An 11,936-nucleotide genomic window follows, 5' to 3' on the forward strand; every position below is an offset into this window, starting at 1 on the left:
GCCCCGGCGCGGGGGAGCCCTGCTTTGACCGAGTAGTACCGAGATGAACGAGTTTCTCCGCCGTATCGCCCTGCAGCCCAGGCTCCGTCTGGAATTGCTGCTGTCCTCGCTGTTGATCAACCTGCTCGGCCTGGCCAGCTCGCTCTACAGCATCCACGTGCTCAATCGCTACCTGGCGCTGGGGGTGGACGCCACCTTGCTGACCCTGACCCTGGGCGCGCTGCTGGCGGTCGGATTCGAAGTGCTGTTGCGCAACGCCCGCTTGCGGGTGGCGCAGTGGTTGTGCGCCCGCGCCGACAGCGAGCTGAGCCAGAACCTGTTCGAAAGCAGCGCGAGGGGTCAGTACGCGCTGGTCGAGCAGCTGCCGCACAGCGCTCGCCGCGAGATCCTGGCCGGGCAGGGCACCGTTCAGCAGTGCTTCGGCGCCCCCAATCTGGTGACGTTGCTGGACATGCCGTTCGCCTTCGTCTTCGTCGTGGTGCTGGGCATGCTCAGCCCGTTCCTGGCGTGCATGACGCTGCTGCTGATGGCCGGGGTGGCGCTGGTCTCGCTGCTCGCACAGCATCGCCTGCGCGAGCCGATGGAGGCGCAGAGCCGCGTGGCCATCCAGCTCGCCGGCTACCAGCACAACCTCACTGCCGGCGGCGAGATGGTGCGTGCCTTCTCCGCGGCCGACGTGCTCAAGCAGAAGTGGCACGCCTGCGCCAGCGATCAGGCCGAACAGCGTGCCCAGCTCAACCGCCTGCAGAACACCATGCAGAACGCCAGCTACGCGGGCACCTTGCTGCTGAGCATGGCCATCATGGGCCTGGGCGCGCGGGAGGTGCTGGCCGGCAACCTCGACGTCGGCTCGCTGATCGGCTGCAACATCCTCGCCAGCCGTGCCCTGGCGGCGTTGACCCGGGCGCTGGGCCTGGGCGAGCAGATCGGCCGTGGCCAGCGTGCGCTCGAGTTGGTGCGCCAGTTGTGCGCCATTCCTCGCGAGCGCGCCGATGGCGTGCGCCTGGGGCAGATGCGGGGCAGCCTGCGCTTCGAGGACCTGGCCTTCGCCTACCCGAAGCAGGCGGTACCGGTGCTGGAACACTTCGACTACGCACTCGAGGCCGGCCGGGTGCTGGCCTTCACCGGTGCCAACGGCAGCGGCAAGACGACCATGGCGCGCCTGCTGGTGGGCCTGCTCGAGCCTTCGCGCGGACACCTGCTGGTCGATGGCATGGATCTGCGCCAGGCCGACCCGCAATGGTGGCGCCGGCAGGTGGCCTATCTGCCGCAGGAGCCGCAGTTCTTCGATGGCACGCTACGCGAAAACCTCTGCGTACTGGCCCCGGACACTCCGGATGCGCGCGTGCTGGAGCTTTGCCGGGAGCTGGCGGTCGGTGGGTTCGTCGAGGGCGGCGCCGAAGGCCTCGGACTGACCCTGCGCAACGGCGGCGCGCACATTCCATTGGGCATCCGCCGGCGCCTGGCGCTGGTGCGCGCGGTGCTGGGGGAAGGGCGACTGGTGGTGCTCGACGACCCTACCGAAGGCGTCGACGCCGAGGGCTGCAAGGCCATCGCCGCGCTGCTCAGCCGCCTGCTGCGCGAAGGCCGCACCCTGGTGGTGATGAGCAACGAATCCTTCATCCTCGGCGGCGCCGATACGGTCGTCGATCTCAACCACAAACCGGTGCCTCGCGTCGTGCGCGAAGCGACCCGCGAAGGAGCCAGCCATGCGTGAGCCGAACGAGCCGACGAACGAGCGGCCGGGGCGCCTGCTGGCCGCCTTCGACACCCACCCCGTGCTCAGCCGCCTGACCGGCCTCTTCCTGCCTGCCAAGAGCGACCCTGCGCTACCCGGCGACGAACTGCTGGGCAGCCGCCTGACCATCCGCCTGCTGGCCCTGCTGCTGGGCGCGCTGCTGCTCTGGTCGGCGCTCTTCACCCTGGACATCGCCAGCCATTCCACCGGTGAGGTCACCTCCCTGGGCCAGACCAAGCTGGTGCAGCACCTGGAGGGCGGCATCGTCCGTCGCATCCTGGTGCGCGAGGGGCAGCGCGTGACGGCCGGCGAGCCGCTGGCCGAGGTGGAGCGCGTCTCCACGCTGTCCGAAGGCCGCGAGACCGAGGCCCTGCTGGGCGCGCTGCGCATCCGCGCCATCCGCCTGGAGGCCCAGCTGGCCGGCGCCGACGACATGCAGGTGCCGGAGGAGCTGGCCCGGGACTTCGCCGAGCAGGTGAAGGTCAACCGCGACCTCTTCATCGCGCAGAAGAGCCGCCTGGGTAGCCGCTACGAGGAGCAGCAGCAGAAGATCGCCCAGCGCAACGCCGAGGAGAAGGAACTCAAGGCCCGCAGCGCCCACGCCAACGCCAAGCTCAAGCTGCTGCGGCAACAGATCGCCATCAGCGAGAAGCTGATGAAGGAAGGCTTGGCCAACCGCTACGAGCACCTGGAACTGCTCAAGGACGAGGAACAGCTGCGCGGCACCCTGCAGGAGACCGAAGCCTCCCTGGGCCGTGTGCTGGCCGCGCAGAAACAGGAGCAGGCGGCGCTGACCTCGCTGGATTCCGGCGGCAACGAGGAGTTGCAAAAGGAGTTGGCCGAGGTCCGTCGGCAGGTCGCCGAGCTGCAGGAGCGCCTGCACAAGTATTCCGACAGCCGCGAGCGGCAGGTGGTGCGTTCGCCCATCGAGGGCGTGGTGATGACGCTACAGGTGAACACCGAGGGCGGCGTCATCCAGCCCGGCGGCACGTTGATGACGCTGGTACCGGCCGACGAGCCGATGCTGGTCGAGACGCGGCTGCCGGTCGGCGACATCGGCATGGTCAGCCCCGGCCAGACGGCGCGGATACAGCTGGTGTCGTCCATCGCCCGCGGTTTCCAGCCGATCGACGGTGAGGTGGTGGACATCAGCCCGGACTCGGTGCTCGACGAGCAGAAGGTGCCCTACTACCGGGTGCGCATCCGCCCCGCGGAGGACGCCTTCGTGCACCGCGGCACCCGCTATCCGCTGCTGCCGGGCGTGCCGGTGAGCGTGGCCATCCTCACGGGCGAGCGCTCGCTGTTCAACTACATCGCCGGCCCGCTGAGCGACGGGATGCATCGCTCCTTCACCGAGCCGTGACGGTGAGATGGCTACGCAACGGCGGTCCCGCCTGACCGCCGTTGCGCTACTTGCGTACCCACTGGCCGTCGATCTGCACGAACTGCCCCGCGGGGGTCTTGTCGATGGCCTTCTTGCCGGCGATCGCCTCGACGTCGTCGACGCTCACGCCGTTCTTCTGCGCCACTCGATGGTACTCGGCGCGGCGCGCCTGGTTGATCTGTGCGGCGATCTCCTCGGCCTGCGCCGAGCTGCGCACCACGCCGAGATAGCCGTCGGGCTTTTCGCCGAGCTGGCCGCTGGCCTTGGCCGATCCCAGGGCCGACATCGCCTCGTTGAGCGTCATGGCCGCCGCCGGCAGGCTCAGGCACAGCGCCAGCAGCAGGGTCCCGATGGTCCGAAACATGAAAAGGCTCCTCAGAAAAGTCCGCTGTCTTCGTTGATGATCGCGTCGAGCGCGCGGTCGACCTTGATGTAGATCTCGTGCTCGATCTTCACGTTGAGGTTGATCGTGATCGGCTCGTTGGGGACGGCCAGCTCCACGCGCGGGGTGCAGGCCGCGAGGCCGGCGAGCAGGACGAACACGAGGGGGCGACACCGCATGCGGTTGACTCCTGTTCAGCGGGGCGAGGGCTCATCGGCCGATTGCAGGCGACGCTGGACTCGCTTCTGGATGGTTTCGCTGACACGATCGCTCAACTGCAGGCTGGTCAGCAAGGCCGGGATGTTCTCTTCGAGATCGATGTTGAAATTGATCGGCCGGCCGCCCTCCAGCGCGGGATTGCGGCCCTCCAGGCGCAGCCCGAGGTTGAGGCGGCCGTCGGCGGCATAGCGGACGTCGCTGGTCAGTACCTGGTAGTGGAAGTCGTCGAGGGCCTCGGTCACCAGGCGCATCGCCGGGTTGGAGCGCCCCAGCGCCTGGATGCGCGGCGAGCGCAGCTGCAGGACGCCGCCGGGCGGGCGTGCGCCGAGGCGCCCCTGGTTCACGGTCGGGCCTTGCGGCCCAAGGCCCAGGGTGAAGGCGCCGTCGAGCGTGCCGCTGCCGTTCAGGCCCTCGGCGGGGTAGGCGGCGAAGAGCGCGTCGACGCTCAGGTCGCGCACCTGGACGTGGAGGCTGTGTTCCTGTCGGGCGAGATCCAGGCTGCCCCGTTCGAGCCAGGTATGGCCGCCGAGCAGCCGCAGTTCAGCCAGGTCCCAGCCGAGCACGCCGGCCGCCGGTTCGGCCAGTGGCGCACGGTAGCGCCCGCGCACCTGCAGCGGGCCGAGCGACAGCCCCGGGTTCGCCTCTTCCAGGTGCAGCTCCGGCACCTCGAGCGCCAGCTGGCGTGCGTCCCAGGTGAGCGCCAGGCTGCCCTGCAGGCCGTTGAGCTCGGTGGTGTCGTAGATGCCCGACAGGCCGCGGGCGTCCAGCTGCAGGCTGCCGCTGGACGCGCCCTGCGGCGGCAGCGACAGGCTGGCCTGCGCGGAGACCCGCCCGGAATCCAGCTGCAGCAACTCCGGCCAGGCCTGCAATGTCGCCGCGAAGGGGTTGCCGCCGCGCAGGAACAATTCGCCCAGGCGGAACTGGCCGGAAAGCGCGCCGCCAGCCGGCTGTTCCACCTCGGTGTCGATGGCGAGGCCGGCCTCGTTGGTCAGCCGCCCCTGCAGGCTGCTGCGTGCCGGATCGGCCGTCACCCGGCCCTGCCAGCGCCACGGCAGCGGACGGAGCTCGGCGTGAAGCAGCCGTCCGGCCGTGAGGTCGACGGGGCCGGCGACCTGCCAGCGCTGGTCCGGAGGCGTGAACGACAGCCCGAGCCCCGAGACATCGGCCTGCACGCGCTCGGCCGAGATACCGGCGGACGGCAGTTGCAGTGGGCCGAGGGTGACGCGCGACCCCTTCTCCAGTCGCAGCTCCAGGCGGTCGGAAGCCAGGCCTCCCTGCAGACGCAGGTCGCCGCGTATGGAAGAGGCCGTCAGCTCGGGCGTGGTCCAAGGCGGGAGTTCGGCGCGCAGGTGCGCCTGCTGCAGTTGCACGGTCGGTGGCCACTGGCGGTCGGCCAGCAGGGTGCCTTCGAAGGTGGCGTTCAGTCCGGCGGCGTTGGTTGCCGTCGACTTCACCGGCACCCTCAGGGGCGCGTCCGCCTCGTTGCCTGACTCCGACCGGGCCTCGAGGGCCAGCCGGCCCGGCCGCAGCGCGGGGGGCAGCTCGGCGAGCGAAGCCGGGTCCGGCTGCAGGTCGAGCGCCGCCTGCAGCGCGCCGAGCGTCCATCCTTCCTCCCGCTGGCTGGCGTTCAGCTCCAGCTCGCCCTGGAGCAGCCCCAGGCCCGGCACCGGCCAGGGCGTGGGCAGGTGCAGGGCCAGCGAGGCGTCCCCTTCGAGTGCGCGCCAGTCCTCCCAGCGCTGCACCGAGCCGGGCACCCGCAATGCCCAGCCCCCGCCGAGGCGCATGTCCTCGGGCGGCCCGACCGGCAGCGCCATGCCGGGGCTGAGCCAGCGTCCGAGCCAGGCCTGCAGCCAGGCGGCTTCCGGCAGCCGGGCGAGCGCCAGGCTGCCCTGCCAGTGCCGACCGTCGGGACGCCGCTCGATCCGGTTGTTCAGTGACAGGCGGGGCTCCCCGTCGATGAAGCCGCGCAGGCCGAGGTCGGTCTGCCCGGCCAGCAGACCGCTGGCGTCGAGCTCCAGCGACAGGCGCCGGCCGGCGTGATCCAGGTGGGCGAAGAGCTGCGCGGAAGCCGGAAGATTGCCGCTGTGTTCGAGGCGGATGCCGCCCTGTTCCTCACAGAATCCGGTGGGGCAGGGGAGCGCGAGCTGGAAGCGCTCGATGGCTACCTGCAGCGGCAGCCAGCGCGCCAGGTCCTGCACCAGGACGTCGATATCCGGCAGGGAGGTGTCCTCCGCCATTCCGGGCGCCGCCGATCGTTGCTGACGTACCTGTAGCGTCTCGATGCCGAGACGGCCCAGCCTGGGCGCCGGCAGCAGCCGTTCCAGGGTCAGCTCCAGCTGCCGTGCTTCCAACGTGAAGTTGCCGGCATCCGTCGCGGCCAGGAACTCGAGCTCGCCGAGGCGAATGGACTTCCAGCCGAGCCGGAGCTGGCTCCACTGCAGGTCGTGGATGCCCAGGTCGGCCTTCAGCGACTGCCAGGCGCGATGAGCGCCGGCGCCGATCGCGGCAGCCAGGACGACGAACAGGGCGAGGGCGATCGCCAGCCGAGCGGATGACCTCATGGGCAAAGGCGCGCTGCCCGCTCCCCCGGGCTTCCGACGAACGGTCGCCGATGGGGCGCCCATGACTTCAATGCGTCAAAAAGGTTCCGGAAAATGCCGTGAAACTGCGTGCTGACGGGGGCTTCGGAGGCTTCCGGCCGGGGGTTGCGACGGGTTGCCACAAACTTGTGCACATTCACCTCCAGGGCTGTCAAGCGCTTATGACAAAGTGTCGCAAACTGGTGCGCTTCATAAGCATTTTGGTAAGTACTTGAAAATAAAGACAAATTTTCATTGGTGAAAAAACCGCCAGTTTGTCTGGGAGCCCCGTGGCAGCGGGCCTTCGGGAAGTTGTCAGCCAATTGTCCACGGAGTTATCCACAGCTTTTGTGGATTAATTTTTCATGTGCGGCGGATCGCAAAATCACGTTTTTGACAAGCCTTTATCTCCTGAAAAAAAGGAGTAGAGTGCGCGGCCGTCGTTCACGTTACCTTCGTCCCATGAGAATGCGCTCTCTCACTTCGAAGTCTCCCGCCAAGTATCCGACCACTTCCGTTCTGCCTCTGCGCGTGGCGCGCTGGCTGCTGGACAGCGAAACGCTGGCCCGCACCGACAGTGCCAAGCGTATCGCCGGGCGCCTGCTCAAGCAGCCGGCGCGCGAGGGCGTTGTCGAAGCGCAGAGTCGGCTCGGTCGCCTGCTGTGCAAGGAGTGCGACAGCCAGCGCGACCGCCGGATCGGCCTGGAGATGCTGCGCCAGGCCGCGCGCGCGGGCGATTGCCAGGCCCAGCTGGCGCTCGGTCGGCTGTACTCCGAGGCCCGTCACCACGAGCCGACGCAGGCGCGTCACTGGCTCGAGCAGGCCGCCGCCCAGGGCTCGCAGGAAGCCCGCCATCTGCTGCAGCGGCAGCGCGTGCGGGCCTGACCGCCGCCAGACCGCTTTCCGCCCGATCGGCTCGCTGATCCTACGACAAAGTCAGATGCCGGCTCATCAGGGCGCGCAGCGCCGCCGGCTTTACCGGCTTGGCGAGAAAATCCAGCCCCGCCGCATGCACCGCGGCCACCAGTTCGGCGCGGCCGTCGGCGCTGATCACCACGCCCGGCACCGGTTCGCCCAGGCGGGTGCGCAGCCAGGCCATCAGTTCGGTGCCGGTTTCCCCTTCGTCCAGGTGGTAGTCGACCAGCGTCAGCTGCGGGCGCACGTCGCCGTCGAGCAGGTGCTCGCACTCGAGGCGGTTGCGCGCCGTCCACACCTGGCAGCCCCAACGTGACAGCAGGCTGTGCATGCCGGCGAGGATGCTGTCCTCGTTGTCGATGCACAGCACCTGGGTGCCGGCCAGGGCGGGCTGCCCGTTGTCGCGCAGCGCGGCGACCTTCGCCCGGCTGGGTGCGCTGGCGAGCGGCACACTGACGCTGAAGACGCTGCCCTTGCCTGGCCAGGAGCGCACCTCCAGGCGATGGCCGAGGACCCGGCAGAGGCCGTCGGCGATCGCCAGGCCGAGGCCCAGCCCCTTTTCCGCGCGGGTGCGGTGGCTGTCCAGGCGCTTGAATTCCTCGAAGATCTCGTGCCGCTTGTCCTCCGGGATGCCCGGGCCGCGGTCCCAGACCTCCAGGCGCAGGGCGCCGGGCTCGCGCCGGACGCCGAGGATCACCCGGCCCTCGGCGTAGCGGAAGGCGTTGGTCAGGAAGTTCTGCAGGATTCGCCGCAGCAGCTTGATGTCGCTGTCGACGCGCAGGCGGCTGCCGTGCACGCGGAAGGTCACGCCCTGCTCCTGCGCCAGCGCGGTGAACTCGGCGCCGAGGGTGTCGAACAGGCTGGCCAGCGGGAAGGGATTGCGGTCCGGGGTGATGCGGCCGCTTTCCAGGCGCGAGATGTCCAGCAGGTCGGCGATCAGGTCCTCGGCCGAGCGCAGCGAGCTGTCCAGGTGGCGCACCAGTTCCTGCGCCTCGCGCGGCAGCGCTTCCTGCTGGTGGGCGAGGGCGGCGGAGAACAGCCGCGCGGCATTGAGCGGCTGCATCAGGTCATGGCTGACCGCGGCGAGAAAGCGCGTCTTCGACTTGTTGGCGGCCTCGGCCGTGCTCTTGGCCTCGCTCAGCGCCTGGTTCAGCTGCGACAATTCGTGGGTGCGCTCGGCCACCCGCTGCTCGAGACCCTCGTTGGCGTCCTTGAGCGCCTGTTCGGCCTCGCGGAACGCGGTGATGTCGGTGAAGCTCATGACGAAGCCGCCGCCGGGCATCGGGTTGCCGATCAGTTCGACCACGCGGCCGTTGGGGAACAGGCGCTCGGAGGTGTGCGGCGTGCCCTTTTCCATCCAGTAGATGCGCTTGGCGACGTGCTCGTCGATGTCGCCGGGGCCGAGCAGGCCGCGCTCGGCGTTGTAGCGGATGATGTCGGCGATCGGCCGGCCGACCGTGATCAGCCCCTCGGGATAGTCGAACAGCTCCAGGTAGCGGCGATTCCAGGCCACCAGGCGCAGCGACTTGTCCGCCACGCTGATGCCCTGGGTGATGTTCTCGATCGCGCCCTGCAGCAGGGCCCGGTTGAACTCCAGCACCTCGGAGGCCTCGCCGACGATGCGCACCACGTCCTCGACTTCCATCTGCCGGCCTTCGAGGGCCGCCTTCACCACCGCGCGGGTCGAGGAGGCGCCGAGCACGCCGGCCAGCAGGCGCTCGGTGTGGGCGATCCACTTGGCGTCGGCCGGCTGCTTCGGGGCGAAGTTCTGCCCCTGGCGGACGGCGAAGCGGCGGAAGCTCTCCTGCGCCCGTTCGGCGCCAACGAAGCGCGAGGCCAGTGCCAGTAGGTCGCGCACCTGCATGGCCAGCAGCCGGCGGTTGCCGGTCTGGGTGTTGATTTCCTGGCCGATGAAGCGGCTGGCCTGCCAGTGCTCGGAGACCTGGGTGCGGGTGATGATCGACACCCAGAAGAACAGCAGGAAGTTGCCGGCCAGCGAGAGGATCACGCCGAGGGTCAGCACGCTCACGCCGAAGTCCGAGGCGTGCGTGCGCAGCCACTGCAGACCGGGGAACAGCGTCAGCGGCCAGTCCAGCCCGGCGGCCATCAGCGGTACCACCAGGGTGTAGAACCAGATCGCCGCGCCGGCGGCGAGGCCGGCGAAAACGCCGCGGCGGTTGGCCGGTTTCCAGTAGAGCGCGCCGACCATGGCCGGGGCCAGCTGGGTGACGGCGGCGAAGGCGACCTGGCCGATGGTCGCCAGGCTGGCGTTGGAGCCGAGCAGGCGGTAGCTGACGTAGGCCAGCAACAGCATCACCAGGATGCTGATGCGGCGCACCGAGAGCATCCAGTGGCGGAATTCCTCGAACGGCCGCTCGGTCTTCTGCCGGCGCAGCAGCCAGGGCAGCAGGATGTCGTTGGAGACCATGGTCGACAGCGCCACGCTGGCAACGATGACCATGCCGGTGGCCGCCGAGGCGCCGCCGATGAACGCCAGCAGCGCCAGCCAGGGGTGTTGCTCGGCCAGCGGCAGGCTGATGACGAAGGAGTCCGGGACGATGCCGCTGGGCAGATGCAACTGCCCGGCCAGAGCGATCGGCACCACGAACAGCGCCGCGAGCAACAGATAAAGCGGGAACACCCAGCGCGCCAGGCGGAAGTCGCGCGGATGGGTGTTTTCCACCACCGCGACGTGGAACTGCCGCGGCAGGCAGACGAAGGCCATCATCGCCACCACCGTCTGCACCAGCATCGACGGCCAGTTCACCGTCTCCTGCCAGTAGGATTCCAGCCGGGGCGACTGGTGGGCCGCCTGCAGCAGATGGCCGGGGCCGTCGTAGAGCCCGAAGGTGACGAAGGCGCCGACGGCGAGGAAGGCCAGCAGCTTGATGATCGATTCGAAGGCGATGGCAAGGACCATGCCGCGATGGTGCTCGGTCACGTCCAGGTTGCGGGTGCCGAACAGGATGGTGAACAGCGCCAGCGCGATCGACACGATCAGCGCGGTGTCCAGCGCACGGGTGCCGACGCTCTCGGCGCTGCCGCCGCTGAGCAGGTTCACCCCGAGCACGATGCCCTTGAGTTGCAGGGCGATGTACGGCAGCACGCCGACCAGGCAGATGAGCGTCACCACGATCGCCAGCAACTGCGACTTGCCGTAGCGCGCGGCGATGAAGTCGGCGATCGAGGTGATGTTCTCCTGCTTGCTGATCACCAGCATCTTCTGGATGATCTGCGGCGCGAACAGCAGCAGCAGGGCCGGGCCCAGGTAGATCGGCAGGAACGCCCAGAGCTGCTCGGCGGCCTGGCCGACCGCGCCGAAGAAGGTCCAGCTGGTGCAGTAGACCGCCAGCGACAGGCTGTAGACCCAGGCGCGCACACGCGGCGCCATCGGCTCGCGGCGGCGGTCGCCGTAGAAGGCGATGGCGAACAGCACGGCCATATAAAGAAGGGCGACCACGGCGATCAGCCCGCTGGACAGGGACATCGGTACTCCGCAAACAGGGTGGCGACAGGCAGGCAAGGGCCGCCATTCAGGCCGGGTGGTACGTGGGCGGTCGGGAAGGCAGGACGGGCGCCATCTGTAGTGCGCACCCGCCTGCGTTCGACGCCGCTCACCCCGTTCACGCGGCCTGTTGATGCCGGCTATTTACCATGAATCGGGCCGCCCCGCGCGCGGCTTGCACCATGGTCGCATGACACCGGCGGGCGGCCGCCGGAGGGCACTTCGCGCTGCCGGCGCGTTCTCAGGAAAACCGCCCGGCAGGCTTCGACGAGGATGGAAATCGATGTTCAAACCGCAACCGGTGATGCTCCAGCGCGGCGCGCTGCGCCTCGATCCGCTGCAGGAGGCGGACATCCCCGGCCTGGTCGAGCTGGCCATGCGCAACCGTGCGGTGCTCGGCTATCTCAACGGCCCGCTGCGTCCGGACTGGTACCGCCACGCGCTGGCGGAGCAGCGCGAGGGGCGTGCGGTGGTCTTCACCATCCGGCTGCTGGACCGCGTCGTCGGGACCACCCGTTTCGCCGACTTTCTTCCGGCGCTGCCGGCCGCCGAGATCGGCTGGACCTGGCTCGACCAGGGCGAACACGGCAAGGGTCTGAACGACTCGATCAAGTACCTGATGCTGCGCCAGGCCTTCGAGGAATGGCAGATGGTACGCGTGCAGCTCAAGACCGCCGCCAGCAACCTGCGCTCGCAGAAGGCCATCGAGAAGCTCGGCGCCCGGCGCGAGGGCCAGCTGCGCAATCATCGCCGATTGGCCGACGGCCGCCTCGACGACACCGTCCTCTATAGCCTCACCGACCGCGACTGGCCGGAGGCCAAGGCACGACTGGAAGCGCGGTTCAGCCAGTGAACGTTTGGCGGTAAGGGTTGTGGTGGTCAAATAATTTCGGACACTGCGATAGGTTGTATGGGTGGCCTGCGCTCATAGCGGGTGGGCGGCATGTAGCCCAGGCTGGAGTGCAGGCGCACGTTGTTGTAGAAACCGACGATATAGTCGGCGATGTCGGCCATGGCCTCGGCCTGGTTGGCATAGTCAGCTTGCCAGACCCGCTCCATTTTCAGGTTCAGGAAGAATCGCTCCATCACGGCATTGTCCCAGCAGTTTCCTTTGCGACTCATGCTCAGGAGCAGGCCATGTCGGCTGAGCAGCGTACGATAAGCTTCGCTGGCGTACTGACTGCCGCGATCCGAATGCACCACCAGGCCGGCAG

Annotated in this window: 9 protein-coding genes; 4 read left to right on the forward strand and 5 right to left on the reverse strand. The window is 68.8% G+C overall.

What is annotated here, in order from left to right:
• The first annotated feature begins 43 nt into the window (after nt 1-43).
• Both H610_RS0104315 and H610_RS0104320 read left to right on the forward strand, forming a co-directional pair.
• Nucleotides 44-1,717 carry an ATP-binding cassette domain-containing protein gene (locus tag H610_RS0104315; RefSeq protein WP_028238540.1) on the forward strand — a complete coding sequence of 558 codons (1,674 nt, stop codon included), beginning with the start codon at nt 44-46 and terminating at the stop codon, nt 1,715-1,717.
• On the forward strand, nt 1,710-3,101 hold the full coding sequence (locus tag H610_RS0104320) for an HlyD family type I secretion periplasmic adaptor subunit (protein ID WP_028238541.1): 1,392 nt from the start codon (nt 1,710-1,712) through the stop codon (nt 3,099-3,101). Before H610_RS0104315 ends, H610_RS0104320 begins: the two co-directional genes overlap by 8 nt.
• Before the next feature lie 46 nt (nt 3,102-3,147).
• On the opposite strand, the gene H610_RS0104325 is transcribed toward H610_RS0104320, so the two are convergent.
• The 3 genes from H610_RS0104325 to H610_RS0104335 are packed head-to-tail and all read right to left on the reverse strand — an operon-like array spanning nt 3,148 to nt 6,284.
• Nucleotides 3,148-3,486, reverse strand: a complete 339-nt coding sequence (locus H610_RS0104325; RefSeq protein WP_028238542.1) for a YdbL family protein — start codon at nt 3,484-3,486, stop codon at nt 3,148-3,150.
• A gap of 11 nt (nt 3,487-3,497) precedes the next feature.
• On the reverse strand, nt 3,498-3,683 hold the full coding sequence (locus H610_RS0104330; RefSeq protein WP_028238543.1) for a YnbE family lipoprotein: 186 nt from the start codon (nt 3,681-3,683) through the stop codon (nt 3,498-3,500).
• A 15-nt stretch (nt 3,684-3,698) separates the two neighbouring features.
• Complete coding sequence (locus H610_RS0104335; protein ID WP_028238544.1) at nt 3,699-6,284, reverse strand: intermembrane phospholipid transport protein YdbH family protein; 2,586 nt, start codon at nt 6,282-6,284, stop codon at nt 3,699-3,701.
• A gap of 486 nt (nt 6,285-6,770) precedes the next feature.
• Here H610_RS0104335 and H610_RS0104340 point away from each other — a divergent pair, with 486 nt between their 5' ends.
• Nucleotides 6,771-7,187: a tetratricopeptide repeat protein gene (locus H610_RS0104340; RefSeq protein WP_236614267.1), complete on the forward strand. Its 417-nt coding sequence runs from the start codon at nt 6,771-6,773 to the stop codon at nt 7,185-7,187.
• 40 nt (nt 7,188-7,227) lie between these two features.
• Here the strand turns inward: H610_RS0104340 and H610_RS0104345 are convergent, their stop codons facing one another.
• Complete coding sequence (locus H610_RS0104345) at nt 7,228-10,704, reverse strand: hybrid sensor histidine kinase/response regulator (protein WP_028238546.1); 3,477 nt, start codon at nt 10,702-10,704, stop codon at nt 7,228-7,230.
• Nucleotides 10,705-11,005: 301 nt separating this feature from the next.
• Here H610_RS0104345 and H610_RS0104350 point away from each other — a divergent pair, with 301 nt between their 5' ends.
• Nucleotides 11,006-11,575 (forward strand): GNAT family N-acetyltransferase, encoded by a 570-nt coding sequence (locus H610_RS0104350; protein ID WP_028238547.1) that lies wholly within the window; start codon nt 11,006-11,008, stop codon nt 11,573-11,575.
• 26 nt (nt 11,576-11,601) lie between these two features.
• Here H610_RS0104350 and H610_RS0104355 read toward each other — a convergent pair.
• Nucleotides 11,602-11,936 (reverse strand): integrase core domain-containing protein (locus tag H610_RS0104355; RefSeq protein ID WP_028238548.1); only part of this gene is annotated, 335 nt, incomplete at its 5' end.

Source organism: Stutzerimonas azotifigens DSM 17556 (assembly GCF_000425625.1).
Taxonomy (GTDB): domain Bacteria; phylum Pseudomonadota; class Gammaproteobacteria; order Pseudomonadales; family Pseudomonadaceae; genus Stutzerimonas; species Stutzerimonas azotifigens.

Excerpts from the sequence above, each read along its gene's own strand:
- H610_RS0104335 (WP_028238544.1), bottom strand. The coding sequence starts at position 6,284 with ATGAGGTCATCCGCTCGGCTGGCGATCGCCCTCGCCCTGTTCGTCGTC.
- H610_RS0104330 (WP_028238543.1), bottom strand. The coding sequence starts at position 3,683 with ATGCGGTGTCGCCCCCTCGTGTTCGTCCTGCTCGCCGGCCTCGCGGCC.
- H610_RS0104315 (WP_028238540.1), top strand. The coding sequence starts at position 44 with ATGAACGAGTTTCTCCGCCGTATCGCCCTGCAGCCCAGGCTCCGTCTG.
- H610_RS0104340 (WP_236614267.1), top strand. The coding sequence starts at position 6,771 with ATGCGCTCTCTCACTTCGAAGTCTCCCGCCAAGTATCCGACCACTTCC.
- H610_RS0104325 (WP_028238542.1), bottom strand. The coding sequence starts at position 3,486 with ATGTTTCGGACCATCGGGACCCTGCTGCTGGCGCTGTGCCTGAGCCTG.
- H610_RS0104350 (WP_028238547.1), top strand. The coding sequence starts at position 11,006 with ATGTTCAAACCGCAACCGGTGATGCTCCAGCGCGGCGCGCTGCGCCTC.
- H610_RS0104345 (WP_028238546.1), bottom strand. The coding sequence starts at position 10,704 with ATGTCCCTGTCCAGCGGGCTGATCGCCGTGGTCGCCCTTCTTTATATG.
- H610_RS0104320 (WP_028238541.1), top strand. The coding sequence starts at position 1,710 with ATGCGTGAGCCGAACGAGCCGACGAACGAGCGGCCGGGGCGCCTGCTG.